Below are 16,582 nucleotides of genomic sequence, written 5' to 3'. Positions count from 1 at the left end.
TAAGCAGAATGCTATTACACAGCGATTAAAGTGTCGGCTAAGACTAGCTCTGCCTTCAGGGAGTCATTGATGAGGCTGGCTAATGCTGTACCGTCAGGCAAGATAAGTTCTGGCGCGATATCACTTAAAGGCACCAGTACAAAACTACGCTCGCGCATACCGTAATGTGGCACAACTAAGCGCGGAATATCGATACACTGATCATCATATAGCAATAAATCTAAATCCAGCGTTCTTGGGCCCCAACGTAGTTCGCGTATACGACCTTGCTGATTTTCTATTGCTTGTAATGCATCGAGTAATTCAATTGGGCTGAGGTCGGTACTGAAGCCAGCAACCGCATTGACGTAGTCAGGCTGTTCAACATCGCCCATAGGGGCTGAGCGATAAAATGGAGATACACTAAGGGAGTCGTCGGCATTAGCCAAACTTAATAGTGCTTCACAAGCACAATTAAGCTGGCCAATGGGATCGGCTAAGTTAGCACCAAGTGCGACGTAAACTTGAGCCATTATTCTGCAGATTTAGGCGCCGATTTTGCACTAGGCTTACGACGGCGACGTTGATTAGAGTTACGGTTACGACCACCTTTATTAGCCGAGCGAGCAATCACATTACGTTGATCTTCGCTGCCTTCAACAAAGCTTTTCCACCAAGCAGCGCTCTTAGCTACAGTGCCACCTTCAGCGTGGGCACGAAGTAATAATAAATCGTATGCCGCTCTAAACTTTGGATGCTCAATAAATCTAAAGGCCTTGGTGCCTTTATTACGGTCAAACCTAAGCTGTAACTGCCAAATATCTTTGGTTACTGTGCTAAAGCGGCGTGGAATGCTAATGGTGCGGCATTGCTGCTCCATTACATCACCCATAGCGGCATTGTAAGCATCATACGAGCTAAGGCCACTTTCTAAGGCAATATCATCAGCACGCTGGCTCAATGGATACCAAAGTAGTGCGGCATAGAAAAATGCTGGTGTTACCGGCTTATCTTGCGCAACGCGCTCATCGGTATTGGCCATCATCTCTTGCATTAATTTAGCTGTTTCACCATTTGGGTATTCTTTTAGTAGTGTTTCTACTAATGGGAATAACGGCTCAAATAGACCAAATTCACGCATCATATTGAAGTTTTGCTGTGCTTTACCTGCAAAGAACAGTTTTAGCACTTCTTCATACATACGCGCAGCAGGAATATCTTTGAGTAAACGCGCTAAGCCTTTGATTGGCTCTGCAGCTTTGGCCTCAATTTCCATATCAAGCTTAGTGGCAAAGCGAACTGCACGTAGCATGCGCACAGGGTCTTCACGGTAGCGAGTTTGTGGATCGCCAATTAAGCGAATAGTGCGAGACTCTAAGTCTTGTAATCCACCGCCATAGCTGTGGATTGAGAAATCGCTAATGTCGTAATACAAGGCGTTAATGGTGAAGTCACGACGTTCAGCGTCTTCATCAATACTGCCGTATACGTTGTCACGTAATAGGCGACCAGATTCGTTAGTTTTTGAGATCTTTTCGCCGCTGTCTACGTGGTGGCCACGTAAGGTTGCCACTTCAATAACATCGCGTCCGAAAACGATATGTGCAAGACGGAATCTGCGGCCGACTAGACGGCAGTTACGAAACAGTCGCTTGATCTCTTCCGGCGTGGCATTGGTAACAACGTCGAAATCTTTCGGTTGTAGACCCAATAAAATATCGCGTACGCCGCCACCGACTAAGTAAGCTTTAAAGCCTGACTTGTGCAGTCTGTAGAGTACTTTGATCGCATTATCGCTGATTTGTCTGCGAGAAATGGCATGTGCATTCCTAGGCACGACCTCTAAACTAAGACCTGTCTGCGTTTGTTCTTCAGCTTTTGGACTATCTTCAAATAGCTGTTTACAGAATTGACTAATACGGCGAAAAATGGGACACCTCTGATTTGGATCTTAATTTGGGTAAAAACAAGTGGGCTATGATAACTCAATTAAAGCTTAATGAGTATACGATTGATCTCACGTATCAAGCAGTATTTCTGATTGCTTAGGCACTAATGCCAAATCAAATTGCTCAACTGCTTGCGCTATCATAGTGCTGACTTGAGATTCTGTGGTTACCGGCGATTGACCTAAAAAGGCTAATGCCGCGTTAATGCTGGCTTGTGGGTGTAGATTATCTATTGCTGGCGCATGATTTTGCTTAGACAGCTTTCTACCTTTTTCAGCACAAGCTAGTGGCAGATGCAGCCATTGCGGTACCGGCGATTGTAAAATCTGATATAAGCTTTCTTGACGACATGTAGGCTCAAGCAGATCGCAACCACGCACTACTTCAGTAATATTTTGATGAATATCATCTAACACCACTGCCAGTTGATAGGCGTATAAACCGTCGCTTCTTTTGATAATAAAATCTTCAGCAGCAAAGGCTTTATCTACGCTTACTGGTCCCATGTGTTGATCAACAAAATGCGCAACAGCATAAGGATTACGTACGCGAATTGCACCTTGGGTTAATGCTTGTGGCAATTGCCCACAGCGGCCATCGTAACTGCCGCCCATAGCTTGAATTTGCTTACGAGGGCATTGGCAATAATAAGCTTGGTCATCTTGTAACAACTGCTCGATTCTTGCTTGATATACATCGAGGCGTTGGCTTTGGTAAAGCACCTCTGCATCCCACTCAAGGCCATAGGCTTCAAGGGTATTTAATATGGCGCTGCTTGCTCCTGGGATTTCTCGTGGTGGATCGATATCTTCGATACGCACTAGCCATTTGCCTCCCATAGAGCGGGCACGCAAATAACTGCCGAGGGCAGCAATTAATGAACCAAAATGAAGAGGACCAGAAGGAGAGGGCGCAAAGCGGCCTATATAAGAAGTCGTATTAACCATTTATAGCAGTCGTAAAACAAAAGAGCGGAGCTAAAAGCTCCGCACTTATTAGGTAGGTATTAACCTGCCATTTGCTTTTCTTTGATCTCAGCAAGCGTTTTACAGTCAATACACTGATCGGCTGTTGGACGTGCTTCTAATCGACGAATCCCGATTTCGATGCCACAAGATTCACAGAAGCCAAAATCGTCTTCTTCAATCTTTTGCATTGTCTTTTCGATCTTCTTAATTAGCTTACGTTCTCTATCACGAGCACGTAACTCTAAGCTGAACTCTTCTTCTTGAGCAGCGCGGTCGACAGGATCTGGGAAATTAGCCGCTTCATCTTGCATGTGATTAAGAGTGCGATCAACTTCTTCGCGCAATTGGTTACGCCATGCTTCAAGAATCTTCTTAAAGTGACCCAATTGAGCCTCGTTCATGTACTCCTCACCTGGTTTTTCCTGGTAAGGATCTACACCTGCGATAGCGAGCACGCCAAGTTTTCTAGTGCCTTCAGGCATAACGCATCTCCTGTTAATCATTTGCGTTGTTGGGCGTCTTTAAATAACGGCCGCTATCTATACCAGAAAGCTTTTCACTAGGCAAATAATTTATGTTTATTGGGGGCTATTCTTTGACTATGTCCGCTATTCAGAACAATTTCAACTGTATCTACTGAATTAAAGCTTAACCGGACAGGATTTAACCAAACATGCCTCTAAAGGCGATAATTCCGCACTATAGGCGATAATCTCGACACCTTTGTTGTGAGCCTCAGCAAGTAATTTGGCGTAATCTGGGTCAATATGTGCTGCTGCTTTAACACTCTTTATGCCCGTATGCTGAACAACAAAAAGCAGTATTGCACGGTAGCCCTGTTCGACCATTTCCATTAGCTCTCGTAGGTGTTTTTGCCCGCGAGTTGTTACAGCGTCTGGGAAATATCCTTGGCCTTCATCTAGTAATGTACAACTTTTGACTTCTATATAGCAGTTTGGTCTATCAAAATCTTCAAGCAGAATATCAATGCGGCTGTTTTCGCTGCCGTATTTCACTTCTCGGCGCAGTGATTGGTAACCTTGCAACTCGGTTATTACCCCATTTTTAATCGCCTCTTCGGCTAAGGCGTTTGCTCGCCCGGTGTTAATGCCAATCATGTGGCCAGCAGACGTTTGAGCAAGCTCCCAAGTGCGACTGTATTTGCGCTTTGGGTTGTCAGAAACTGAGAACCAAACTTTCTCACCTTCAAATAAACAGTTTTTCATCGAGCCGGTGTTTGGGCAATGAATGGTGACCGTTTCACCATCTTCGAGGCTAATGTCAGTCAAAAATCGTTTATAGCGTTTAATCAATACGCCACTATCAAAACTAGGATCAAATTTCATGGTGAACTCAATTTGTAGTTAATTGGCTGTAGGTTAACAGAAACTTAAGCAAGTGTGGCTTGAGGAGTCTTATTTCATTGCCGGTTCAGCTGAGGCCGCTAACTGAGCGCTGATAATCCGAGCGACTAATACCAATCAGTATAAGCTTTAGAATTACAAATGGATGCAGTAGACTGCTTGCACTAAAAATAGGCTGGTTGCTGATAATTAGGTCAAAAGCTAAGTTATCTCAACATCGATTTATATAATAAGGACCTACAAATGACGGAATTTATGCAAGTAACTTTGAGCCATGAAGCCGCTGCAGCTCATTGGGGCAGAGCGGATGTTACTTTTCAGGCTGATTCGGCCACGATTCATTTATCTGCAGGCGACAACTTACTGCAAGTTCAGCAAGCTGCGCGTAAGTTAGAATTGCAAGGCGTTACTCAAGTCGCATTAACGGGTGAGTTGTGGAACCTTGACTTGCAATGGGCTTTTGCACAGGGCTTTGCCACAGCATTAGCTGCGCCAGTTATTAAATGGACAGGCGATGAAGCAACACAAGCATTGCTGACAAGCCGTCTTGAAAGTGCCACTTTTGCTCGTCAGCTTATCAATGAAACTCCTGAAAACTTGTCGCCAGTGGTACTTGCTACTCAAGCGGCCAAGTGGCTAACTGAAATTGGTGGCGACAAGGTAAGCTACCGCATTATTGAAGGTGAAGAGCTGCTTGAGAAAAAGTGGATTGGTATTCACGCTGTTGGTCGTGGCAGTGAACGTCCGCCAGCCTTACTTGAACTAGATTTCAATCCATTAGCCACTGACGCCGATGTATCTGTTGCCCTTGTGGGTAAAGGGATTACATTTGACTCAGGCGGTTACAGCATTAAAGGTTCGGAAGGCATGCTGGGCATGAAGTGTGACATGGGCGGCGCGGCAACCGTTACTGCAGCGCTGGGTCTTGCAATTAAATCAGGCCTGAATAAGCGTGTGAAATTGTTTTTATGCTGCGCTGAAAACCTGATCAGCGGTCATGCATACAAGCTTGGTGACATTTTAAAATACAAAAATGGCGTGACTGTAGAAGTGGTTAACACTGACGCAGAAGGTCGTTTAGTGTTGGCTGATGGCCTGCAGGCTGCATCAGAAACCGGCGCGCCGCTAATTATTGATGCCGCTACACTAACTGGGGCAGCGGTTATGGCTGTAGGTACTAACTACAACGCTATTTTCTCGCCAAAAGCTGAAGTGTTAGCCTTAGCACAGCAAAAAGCCTTGGCTGTAGGTGAGCGTGTATGGCCGCTACCGCTAGATCCTTGGCATAAAGATAACTGTCCAAGCCCTTATGCTGATACGGCTAATAGCCGTCCAATGAAAGGCGGTGGCGCGGGTGGTGCATCAAATGCTGCGGGCTTCTTGTGGCGCTTTGTTGCGCCAGAGGCAAACTGGTTACACATTGACTTAGCATCGGCGTTTTCTGATAACGGTGATCATTTATGGTCAGCGGGTGCTACCACTCATGGTGTATTGACCATTGCCGGTTTGCTAGAAGATTAATCGTTAACGTTAGTCGCTTAAGTTAATAATGCCTCGCTTTTGCGGGGCATTTTTGTTTGCTGCTGAACAGCTTCTGACTTTGATTCTCCATATAACCATTTTTGCGTAATCCGCATTTATGTTGCAATATTGTAATTACCGTTTAGGCGCTGCAAAGCAAAGGCTTTTGTTATGACGCTAAGCTTTAAAGAATTTTCTGTCGATAGTGCTGCATTAGAGCTGCACGTAGGCGAGCATGCTGTCGCTATTGATGAACGTCATATCTTATTGCTGCGACTCTTAGCTGAACATTTTCCTGAACACTGCAGTAAGCAGCAATGCTTAGCGTATATCTGGCCTGATACTGTGGTGTCAGATATGTCTTTGTCTAAACTGGTATCTGATACGCGCAAAATCTTTGTTAATGCAGGCTATGATGGCCGGCTTATTCAGACCGTGCATGGTCGCGGTTACCGGCTCGAACATGTATTGGGTAAGCAAATCGCTGCTCAGCAAGAAGCGCAAACAGCCGCTCAAGCACAGCAGTTAGCTGCAGAACATCAGTCTCGCGAATCCTCTACATTCGGCCCTGCACAAACTGTGACTCAGACAGAACAAGTTTTTAGTCAAAATGAACAAGCCTCTAAACAGAGTCACCATAGTGCGAGTATTACTACTGAGCAGTCTTTGGTTGACTCCGACTCGAACCAGCAAACTCTTGATACCCAGCAGGGTAAACAATCACAAGTAGCCGCACCATTAGTTAATTGGTGGGAGATTTTTGCCAAGGTGCTAATCGCAGTGCTTTTGGTGCTGGGACTGTTGTTTCAGTTTTGGCGAGGCGGATTTAATACTGAGCCGAGCAAGCAATTAGCTTACAGTGAGCCTAATGGAGCTATTGGGCGCATACTTTGGGTAGATGATAATCCACAGAATAACCTAGTTGAAAAAGCCTATTTTGAACAAAAAAATATTGGTGTTTATAACACTGTGACCTCAGAAGAAGCCTTGATGTTATTGAGTATGTATAACTATCAAGCGGTTATTTCAGATATGGGCCGTCATGGGGATTCTTTAGCTGGACTTAAGTTATTGCAGGCTATTAGAGCCAATGGTCATAAAACACCGTTTTACCTCTACACCTATGTTGAGTCTGCGGGGGTCATTGATGCCATTCAAGAAAGTGGTGGTCAAGCTGTGGTTGTGGACTCTGAATCTCTGTACCTTAAAGTGCTAACTCACTTTGAAGTTGAATGAGCTATCGCAAGCTTAAAACCTTCTCTCTCTCAAAGATTTAATTCAGCTAAATCTTTGCACTTCTAGTACCGGAATTGTTTGCGGTTATCGCTCTAATTCTAGTGTAAATCGCATTTGCTAATGCTGTGGTTTTAGCGGTTGACTGGCGGCTTTCAAAACTTTTCAAACTATTTCAAATTAAATCAATAAGGCATGTTACGAGGTTGTGATACTACTAAATGCAACAGAGATTTCTATTACCACTTTGATGAGGCTCCAAAGCGAGTTTGTTCTAAAACGAAAACTTTGACTGGATATGACAGGAGTTAAAACGATTACTAGAGGCGTCACTTAGAAAGATAACAATATTAGTCATCGAGTTGAACCATCTTCGATTAGCCACCTAGCGAGAGGTGGCATTTTTTTAGCTGTTTTTCAGCGAATTCTAATCGTTAAAGCCGTCTTGAATAAATAGATGCTTAGTTTGGTTAAACGTACTTTCGCTACAGTTAACAAAATCAATGGCATATTGAGCATTGTCTAGTCTGAATTTGTCAGTTTTAGCAATTTCATATTCGTTCATCACGATATTCATCGCTTCTTGAGTCCACTCCGCCTCGCCAGTACCGATTTTTACTTCTGGTGGATCGTAGTGGGTGATCATCCAGTTTTGTAGGGCTTCGGCGTCAATTTCGCCTTGCTTCCAAGATGTGAGTAGCGCGATAAGTTGGGCTTTAGTAATTTCGGTGGTTTCCATGATTATCTCATTAGCAGGAACTGAATGACGCATAGGTTAGCCCAGATTAGGTTAACCACAAACAATTATACTAATCGCAGCTCGAATTAGGCTAATTGCCAACTATGCAACGTCGGGTATTCAACGCCATTTTTGCCCGGGTAAGATTCAAATAAACATAGCTTGGTAGGTTGCAGCGTTATCGGCTGATAATCCACAACTTCGACATTCTCTTTGGCTTTGCGAGATAGCGTGACATGCGGGTTATAGCTGTATTCGCTGCAATGCAGTTTTAGTTCCGCAGCAATAGATTGGGCATCTGCAGCAAGTTTTAGTAAGTTAATGTCAGTCGCTGCACCATTTAGACATAAAATTTTCGGCTTGTGCCAATGGGCTATTTTATCAAGCGTCACGCTAAACTGGCGCTTATTAAGCTTATCGACACGCTCGATTAACGCTTGCATTTGCACAGGTGTGGCGCCGCCTAAAAAAGCTAAGGTCATATGCAAATTAGCGGCAGGAACTAAACGTACATTGGCTGGTAGTTGCTGCTGAATAGCAACGACAGAGGTGGTTTGCTGCGGATTTAGCCCGAAGCCTAAAAAGATACGTTTAGTTTTTATGGTCATGGTCTGCCGTTTATTAAGCCTGAAAATATCAAATATAATAGGCGCTAATCACGTTGCTCACTTTACTCTTGGCTAGCTGTTTAGTCTAACGCCCCTTTTAGAGTACACTAGTCCTATTCGACCCGCCTTTCAATGCGTGCAGTTACTAACAAGTAAGGCATTGACCTAGTTCATTATGGTAGATAAACCACTCGTGACCTCATTACCGATTCATGCCTTACTCACACCACTTAGAGATGCATTTAAGTGCCAGAACCAAGTGATCCTTGAAGCGCCAACTGGTGTCGGTAAATCAACGGCTTTGCCACTGGATATGCTTGATTGGTCAGAGATAAAAGGCAAAATTTTAATGCTAGAGCCACGCCGAGTAGCAGCGCGTAATGTGGCGCATTTTATTGCCAAGCAGCGTGGCTGTGAGCTAGGCACGGAAGTGGGCTATCGGGTCAAAGGCGACTCAAAAGTATCGCAGCAAACCAGATTAGAAATTGTCACCGAAGGCGTATTGACCCGGATGATCCAGCATGACCCGGAGCTAAGCGGGATCGACATGGTGATATTCGATGAAATTCATGAACGTCACTTAACAACGGACTTAGGTTTGGCACTCGCGCTTGAGATCCAAGCTAGCTTTCGTGAAGATTTAAAAATTCTAGCCATGTCGGCAACCTTATCTGGCTTGCCGTTAAGCGATGTGATGCCTGACGCCAAGCAGCTTAAAAGTGAAGGGCGCAGTTTTCCTGTTGAGCATAGTTACAGCGCAGTGAGTAATCAAAGCCATTGGCTCGAACATATGGCAAAGGTGATTATTAACAGCCTCAATGAGCATACAACAGGCTCATTACTGGCATTTCTCCCTGGGCAAGGTGAGATCAATCGCTTACATGGCATATTGAGCGCGAGGCTAGATAGCAGTGCTTATATGATCTGTCCGTTATACGGCAGCTTAAGTGCTAAAGCGCAAGATCAAGCGATTGCGCCAGCGCCAGAAGGCATACGTAAAGTCGTGTTGTCAACGAACGTAGCTGAATCGAGTTTAACCATCGACGGCATTACCCAAGTTATTGATTCAGGCTATAAACGCCAAGCTCGTTTTAACCCCAAAACCGGCGTAACTCGGTTATCGCTAAAACGTATTAGCCAAGCATCGGCAGCGCAAAGAGCTGGCCGCGCAGGCCGCTTAATGGCGGGCTTTTGTACACGCTTATGGAGCCAAGAAGAACATGGCCGATTAACTCAAGCTGATGAGCCAGAGATCTTACACACAGACTTACTGTCTATGGTGCTAGATGGGGCATTTTGGGGAGTGAAGTCATTAGCCGAGTTGCCGATGTTGACCCCACCATCTGCGGCAAATGAGCAAGTGAGTTGGCAATTGCTGCAAACGATGGCCATGGTCAATGATGCACGTTTAATAACCCCACACGGCCGCGCTGCGCACAAGTTAGGTTGTAGTCCAAGGCTTGCGCATATGCTATTGATGGCTAAGCAAGCTGCGAGCGACAATAGCGATGTTAATTTTGCTGCTCTGGCCTGTATTCTTGCGGGCACGCTTGAGTCTCGTAGCCGCAGTCGTCAAGGTGCGGACATCAGCCGTTATTTAAATGAAGCCCTGCAAGGCGAGTCGCAAAAGCAGATCCGTAACTGGGTTAATACCCTTGAGTTATCGGCCTTAGGTCGGGTTGATTTAAACCAAGTTGCACGACAGGCGAGCCGAGACGAAATCGCCATTTTGCTTGCTTATGCTTATCCTGATCGAATAGCTAAAGCTCGCGGTGTAACCGGTTACCAACTTGCTAACGGCAGCGGCGTAGACTTACTTGCTGAAGATGCACTATCTGGTTCATCTTGGCTCGTGGTTGCAGACTTTCAAGAAACGGAAGGGCGTTCACAGGGCAAAGTTTATTTGGCGGCCGAGTTAGATCCGCAGCTGTTCAACACTGAGCTAAAGTCCTTAGTGCTGAGCCAAGAACACGGCGGCTGGGATGATGTTAAAGGGCGATTTTTTGCCGAAAAGCAGCAAAAAATTGGCCAGATTTTATTAAGCCAGACCCCAATAAAAAATATCGACCAAGACTTAATTAAGCAGGCCATTGAAGAGCAAATTCGCTTAAAAGGTCTGTCATTAATGAACTTTAATGAAGCTTGTCAGCAACTACAATATCGAGTCAGCTTAGCAAGGCAATACTGCCCAGAGTATGACTGGCCTGCACTTGATAACGAAACCTTATTAGATACCTTGGCAGATTGGCTCAGGCCTTACCTAGATCAAGTTAGAAGTCTTGCACAATTACAGCAATTAGATTGTTATACTCTGCTGCTTAATCTTTTGCCGTGGGATTTACAGCAAAAGCTAGACAGTTTACTACCCAAGAAATGGCCACTGGCCACAGGCAGTAATGTCACCATTGAATATGATGATTTAGGCCGGGCTTTGCTAAGCGTTAGGTTGCAAGAGGCCTTAGGTATGCAACAGAGTCCGCTATTAGCTCAAGGCAAGTTAGTGGTCACTATGGAGCTATTATCACCTGCTCACAGGCCGCTGGCGCTCACTGCTGATTTAGCCAGTTTTTGGCAAGGGCCTTATGAGCATGTAAAAAAAGAGATGAAGGGGCGATACCCTCGACACCTTTGGCCAGATGATCCAGCCAATACCCAGCCGACCAAATTTACTAAAAAGAAGACGCTTAGCTCGCAATAAGCGCTAAACGTTACGGAAGTAGAATGACAGATAAAGCGACACCCAAAGCCGCAGCTAAAAAAGCACCAGCGAAAAAGAAGCCAGCAGCAAGAAAACCGCGAGCAACCAAAAAATCCAGCGCTAAAAAGGCCGGCCCAGGTTGGGGCAGAAAACTATGGTCTATCTGTTGGAAGCTTGGCTTAATTTTAGTTGTTGTGATTGCCTCCTACGGGATCTATTTAGACCAGATCATTGCCCGCAAATTTGAAGGGCAGAAATGGCACCTTCCGGCACAAGTTTTTAGTCGCTCAATGGCGCTTTATCCTGGTGCGGCAGTGAGCCATGGTCAGCTAATGGCTGAGCTTAAGTTGCTTGGTTATCGCAAGGTGGCAAATCCGCGTCAGGTGGGAGAGTTTTCAGCATCTAAGACCAAAATCGATTTGTGGCGTCGACCGTTTTTGCATCCTCAAGGGGATCAAGTTGAGCAAAGGGTGATGATCACCTTCGACAGTAATGGCGTGGTATCGGTTGCTCGTAATAGCGATAAGCGTCAGTTAGCCGTATTTCACTTAGAGCCAGTATTGCTCGATCGTATCATCACTGGCGATGGCGAAGACCGTTTATTTGTGGCAACCGACAAGCTACCTAAACACTTGGTTGAGGCGCTGATCTTAGTTGAAGATCGCAGTTTCTATGAGCATCACGGCGTGAATCCATTTGCGATTTTACGTGCCGCCATGGTTAACATTAGCGCTGGGCGCACAGTGCAGGGCGGCTCAACCTTAACTCAGCAGTTAGCGAAGAACTTCTTCTTATCGAGTGAGCGCTCTCTTACCCGTAAAATCCGTGAAGCATTGATGGCGATTATTATCGATTTTCGTTATGAAAAAGACGAGATTTTAGAGGCTTACTTAAACGAAGTGTATATGGGGCAAGATAAAGCCCGCGGCGTGCACGGTATGGGGCTTGCCTCGCAGTTTTATTTTGGTCGACCCATTGCAGAGCTTACTGTAGCGCAACAAGCGTTTTTAGTGGCTGTGATTAAAGGGCCGTCTTATTACAATCCATGGCGTTATCCTGAACGTGCACAAGACCGACGCGATTTGGTGTTGCGCTTACTGATGGAAGCGGGTGAACTTAATAATGCACAGTATCAAGCCGCTGCAGAGTCGCCACTTGGCTTACGTAAAGCGAATCGCTCAGTACACCAAAAACTGCCAGCATTTTTCTCAGTGGTTAAGCATGAGTTAGCTAATCGATATGGTGACGCTTTGTTGCAGCAATCAGGTATTAAGGTATACACCACGCTTGATCCTATGGCGCAAGAGGCGGCAGAAAAAGCGGTAGAGCAGACCCTCAAACAGCTGGGTAAAAACGACGAATCCTTGCAAGTGGGGATGGTGCTTACTGACAAATACTCAGCAGGTATTGCCGCTATGGTGGGCGACAAAGTACCGAGTTATAAAGGCTTTAACCGTGCAGTAGAAATTCGTCGTCCAATTGGTTCATTGATTAAGCCGTTTGTTTACGCCACAGCCCTTAATCAAGGTGATAAATATAATTTAGCCTCGCCGCTAAAAGATCAGCCTATCACCCTGAAAAATGGCCAAGGTAAAACTTGGTCGCCACAAAACGTGGATAAACAGTTCCGCGGCCAAGTACCGTTATTAACTGCGTTTAAGAAGTCGATGAACGTACCGACTGTGAATCTGGGTATGGCAATTGGCGTGAGTGATGTCGCGACCACACTTGATTCAGCAGGTTGGCGGGAGAAAATTCCTGAGTATCCATCTATGTTACTCGGCGCGGTTAACGGCTCGCCATTAATGGTGGCGCAGGTGTTCCAAACCATTGCTGATGACGGTCGTTATCGCCATCTAAATTCGGTGACGACAGTATTGAATGCGCAAAACCAGCCTCTGGCAGCATCAAGACCACAGGCATCACAAGCGATACCGACAGCGAGTAACTTTTTGGTTAAGTATGCCATGACCCAAGTGGTTGAGTCGGGCACGGCTAAGCGTTTAGGCAATAATTTCCCTTATGTCACGCTTGCAGGTAAGACTGGTACCAGTAATGATTCGCGTGACTCATGGTTTGCTGGTTTTGATGAGCGAAATGTTGCCGCCATTTGGGTTGGTCGAGACGATAACGGTAAAACAGGGCTTTATGGTAGTAGTGGCGCGATGGCCGTTTACCAAGCTTTCTTAAATAACCGCGCACCGCTAAGCCTGCGTATGGCACCTGTCGACGGTGTGGTTCAAGGTTATTTTGAGCGTGATACCGGCGTTGCTAAGCAAGCTGATTGTGCTGGCGTCGTTAAAGTACCAGCGCTAAGAGATAGCTATCAGCCAGTTGCGAATTGTGGTGAGCCATTACCTTGGTGGAAGAAGATGATTGGCGGTTAGGAGTTAATACAAGTGTAAAGCTACTAACTTGAAGATATAAAAAAGCAGCCAATCAGTTGGCTGCTTTTTTGTTAGCTCGCTATTTAAAGTAACTGGCCTTTGAGCTATTCAAAATAACCGACGCGGCTAGTGTGTTCGCCAGAGCGAGAACGTACTTGCATGGTTCCCGATTGCTGCACTGGCTCGCGATATTCCAGCCAACTGGTGCCGTTATCTAGGCTGTACTCAATGGTTAAGCCTGGCAATTGACTAATGATGTGCACCTGATTGTCAATGCGCTTAGCGCCAGGAATGGGCAGATAAAAGCTGATCCCCGCTTCTGCAAGTTTTGGATATTCCTTTTGCGCTAACACACTGGCAAATTCTGCCCACTGACGCGCTTTTTGTTGTTGCTCGTTAGCAGGCACGGTATTTTTATGCCATGCGCGCTCAGCTAACGCAATAATACGCGGGAACACCATCTCTTCTAGTTGCTCTGGGGTACGGATAGTTTCACTCCATACCTGACCTTGAATACCGGCGATATTCTCTGGCTTGTTAAGTTGCGGCAACGCGCGACCCACTAGATCTTCTAGGTTGGTAATTGGCTCTCCTGAGCGGGTGAAGTCGGCATTGGCGTAAACATCCTCTGGGATAAAGTTAAATACCTTTTCGACATCGGTATAGCGTGCAGCCCAGTATAGGCCACGCTCAGTTGGATCTGGCTCTTGCGGGTGGTCAAAGTACAAGTGCGTGCCCATTGAAAGAATCGAGTGGTAGCCTTCATTGGCGAGTCGATAGGCGCGATCTGATACGCCCCATTCCCAAATATTATCCCATGCGTGCACAAAGACTTTATCGTTAGGGAATTGCTCGATAGGGAAAGGCGTGATTCTGTCGTACATTATGCCATCTTCCCAAGCTGAAATATTCAGGCCTCGAGCAGCCAATACTTCCGCCGCTCGGCGAGTGAAGTAGGCTTTTAGATCTGCTGGGCCTTTTACTCCGCTACCAATCTGTTGATATAGCTGGTTACAAACAGGAGAGGCGGTCCAAGAACCGACGCCTACTTCATCACCACCAATATGCACATTGTTGAGTTTTAAGCCCGCCTCGCGGTACATCTGCTGTAGCTCGTAGGCAACTTTATCGACAAAATTGTAGGTTGAATCCATACATACATTGATGGAGTTATCGGTAAAGTATTGCATCGTTGAATACACAGATTTGTCGAGAGGATCTGATAGCAGATACGCGTTGGCTGCAGCTTCATCGCCGGCTTTTAACAATTTATCGTATCTAAGCTCCATCGCCTTAATTGCAGCGCGAGCATGGCCCGGCATATCAATCTCAGGGATCACTTCGATATGACGCTCTTTGGCGTATTTAAGAATATCGACAAACTCTTGTTTGCTATAAAAACCATTGGTTTGTGACGTTTTAAAAGGCCCAGAACCGCGTGTTGGCAACATACATTCTGTTTCTGATAAATCAAAACAACGCTGACTGCCTAAATCTGTTAGCTCAGGTAGCCCTTCAATCTCTATTCGCCATGATTCATCTTCGGTTAAGTGCAGGTGCAACTTGTTGAGCTTGTAGTGCGCCATTTGATCGATAAGCTTTTTAGTGATCTCTACGCCGTGGAAGTTGCGACTCATGTCGTACATAAAGCCGCGCCATTCGTATTGCGGCGCATCATTGGCGCTTAGGCGAGGTAATTCAATTTGGCTATGAGTGCCGCTTGGGGTCAGGCTTAACAAACTTTGAATCGCGTAAAATACGCCAGCGTTATCAGCACCAATAATTTCAATACGATTCTTTTCAACTTCTAAGCTGTAGCTTTCAGCTGCCCAATCTTCATCGCCGTCATAAATCGACAATGAAATCAGTTTTTTATCTTGGGCTGGTAAGTTGTTTGGTGTGACTTTTAACGAACCATTTAGCTTGCTATCTAAGGTATCGCCGAGCAAGTTTGCTTCTGACTTAAGACTTCCTTGATAGGAGATCTGCCAGTCTGCAGTTAACTGTGTACTTGAGCTACGATACTTAACCTGGTTTGGGGTGGGGATGATGACTCGCTTGGCTGCTTCTTCTGTTAGCGCATACTCTTGAGTCGCGCTGTAACGATCATATCGCCAAGCACTTGTGGGTCTTTCCCAGTGATCTTTAGGGCTGCTATAACGCTGGTACTGCTCAGGTTTATCCAGTGGCTTGATATATTGGCTGCTATCTTCGGTATCGGTTGAGCTAAAAACCGCAGGAGTAAGTGAGTTTTGGGTGATAAAGCTTCTAGGCATAAAGTCGCTATAAGAAGATGCCCAGCTCTCGCCTTCAAATGCTATGGTTAGCTTTTCACCCGCTTTTAGGCCTTTGAAGTTTGCCGTAGGAGTGATTTTATAAAGGTCGCCTTGGACAAATTGAAAAGCTAAACCTTCAGACTCTTTAGTTAGAATCGGGCGGATCACATTGGTATAGATCACCCAGTCGGCCGTCCCTGCAGGTAAATCAACATTAGACTGGTTAATTAGCTCGATATTGGCAAGGTGCGACTTATCACCATTATGGTAGTTATCGACGACTTGCCATGACCAGCTCGTTTTATCTGCGAACTCGTTAAGTTCCGCTTGGCTAAAATCTGCCGATACGTTTAGGCTCGATAGTGCAACCGTTAAAGGTAGCAATCCTTTTAAAATATTCACTTACACTCCTAAATCATGAAATTAACTATTGGCTAATTGATAGGGGGTCTAACAGCTCGCGCCTTTGATATAAGCGATGGCTCCAGCCCTGTTTATTAGCTGTCGAAATAGAGTTAGCTTTTGTAAGTGGCGAGCCATACCGCATATGATTGCTCATTATTTCTAGCAATCAATGACTAGGCCTATCCTTGCTTCACCGAGTGTTAAAGCTATCTGTTGCTAGCTAACACCATAATTACTCGTTAGTGGTAATCGTATAATCTTAAGTGTCGGTGCCGCGCTTATTAAAAGCTTCCGTCTTTTAACAAAAATGTAATCTTGGCTAGATATACGCCAAAGTGACAGCGCTGTCAATTTGTTGTTAACGCAGTGTAAGTGGCTATGCTTAAACTGAAATTAATTCCATAGTTGTCGTGTTTTAGAACTAAAAAAACGATGCATAATTGCCTGTGGTTAGT

The 16,582-nt window shown here is 45.4% G+C and carries 12 protein-coding genes; 4 read left to right on the top strand and 8 right to left on the bottom strand.

What is annotated here, in order from left to right:
• Positions 1-14: 14 nt before the first annotated feature.
• The 5 genes from folK to sfsA form a co-directional block, all read right to left on the bottom strand.
• On the bottom strand, positions 15-512 hold the full coding sequence (folK, locus tag MSG37_RS08060) for a 2-amino-4-hydroxy-6-hydroxymethyldihydropteridine diphosphokinase (RefSeq protein ID WP_248470076.1): 498 nt from the start codon (positions 510-512) through the stop codon (positions 15-17).
• Positions 512-1,816 (bottom strand): polynucleotide adenylyltransferase PcnB, encoded by a 1,305-nt coding sequence (gene pcnB / locus MSG37_RS08055; RefSeq protein WP_248470075.1) that lies wholly within the window; start codon positions 1,814-1,816, stop codon positions 512-514. Before pcnB ends, folK begins: the two co-directional genes overlap by 1 nt.
• Positions 1,817-1,996: 180 nt before the next feature.
• The gene (gene gluQRS, locus MSG37_RS08050; RefSeq protein ID WP_248470074.1) at positions 1,997-2,875 is read right to left on the bottom strand and encodes a tRNA glutamyl-Q(34) synthetase GluQRS; all 879 of its coding nucleotides are present in this window, start codon (positions 2,873-2,875) and stop codon (positions 1,997-1,999) included.
• Positions 2,876-2,934: 59 nt separating this feature from the next.
• The gene (gene dksA, locus MSG37_RS08045) at positions 2,935-3,378 is read right to left on the bottom strand and encodes an RNA polymerase-binding protein DksA (RefSeq protein WP_220759072.1); all 444 of its coding nucleotides are present in this window, start codon (positions 3,376-3,378) and stop codon (positions 2,935-2,937) included.
• 159 nt (positions 3,379-3,537) lie between these two features.
• The gene (gene sfsA / locus MSG37_RS08040; protein ID WP_248470073.1) at positions 3,538-4,242 is read right to left on the bottom strand and encodes a DNA/RNA nuclease SfsA; all 705 of its coding nucleotides are present in this window, start codon (positions 4,240-4,242) and stop codon (positions 3,538-3,540) included.
• Between the two features lie 261 nt (positions 4,243-4,503).
• Here sfsA and pepB point away from each other — a divergent pair, with 261 nt between their 5' ends.
• Complete coding sequence (gene pepB, locus MSG37_RS08035) at positions 4,504-5,781, top strand: aminopeptidase PepB (protein ID WP_248470072.1); 1,278 nt, start codon at positions 4,504-4,506, stop codon at positions 5,779-5,781.
• Between the two features lie 171 nt (positions 5,782-5,952).
• The gene (locus MSG37_RS08030; RefSeq protein WP_248470070.1) at positions 5,953-7,017 is read left to right on the top strand and encodes a winged helix-turn-helix domain-containing protein; all 1,065 of its coding nucleotides are present in this window, start codon (positions 5,953-5,955) and stop codon (positions 7,015-7,017) included.
• A 424-nt stretch (positions 7,018-7,441) separates the two neighbouring features.
• Here the strand turns inward: MSG37_RS08030 and MSG37_RS08025 are convergent, their stop codons facing one another.
• The gene (locus MSG37_RS08025; protein ID WP_248470069.1) at positions 7,442-7,753 is read right to left on the bottom strand and encodes a hypothetical protein; all 312 of its coding nucleotides are present in this window, start codon (positions 7,751-7,753) and stop codon (positions 7,442-7,444) included.
• An 86-nt stretch (positions 7,754-7,839) separates the two neighbouring features.
• A complete protein-coding gene (thpR, locus tag MSG37_RS08020) occupies positions 7,840-8,361 on the bottom strand; it encodes an RNA 2',3'-cyclic phosphodiesterase (protein WP_248470068.1) in 522 nt (173 codons plus the stop codon).
• A gap of 175 nt (positions 8,362-8,536) precedes the next feature.
• Between thpR and hrpB the strand changes: the two genes are divergently transcribed.
• A complete protein-coding gene (gene hrpB, locus MSG37_RS08015) occupies positions 8,537-11,059 on the top strand; it encodes an ATP-dependent helicase HrpB (protein WP_248470067.1) in 2,523 nt (840 codons plus the stop codon).
• Between the two features lie 23 nt (positions 11,060-11,082).
• Positions 11,083-13,446: a penicillin-binding protein 1B gene (gene mrcB, locus MSG37_RS08010; protein WP_248470066.1), complete on the top strand. Its 2,364-nt coding sequence runs from the start codon at positions 11,083-11,085 to the stop codon at positions 13,444-13,446.
• Positions 13,447-13,550: 104 nt separating this feature from the next.
• On the opposite strand, the gene MSG37_RS08005 is transcribed toward mrcB, so the two are convergent.
• Positions 13,551-16,124 carry a family 20 glycosylhydrolase gene (locus tag MSG37_RS08005; protein WP_248470065.1) on the bottom strand — a complete coding sequence of 858 codons (2,574 nt, stop codon included), beginning with the start codon at positions 16,122-16,124 and terminating at the stop codon, positions 13,551-13,553.
• Positions 16,125-16,582 lie beyond the last annotated feature (458 nt).

Origin of the sequence: Shewanella sp. 1CM18E, from assembly GCF_023161665.1 — a bacterium.
Lineage (GTDB): Bacteria > Pseudomonadota > Gammaproteobacteria > Enterobacterales > Shewanellaceae > Shewanella.
The sequence above is the reverse complement of the archived record's forward strand: the minus strand, read 5'-3'. Positions and strand labels throughout refer to the sequence as shown.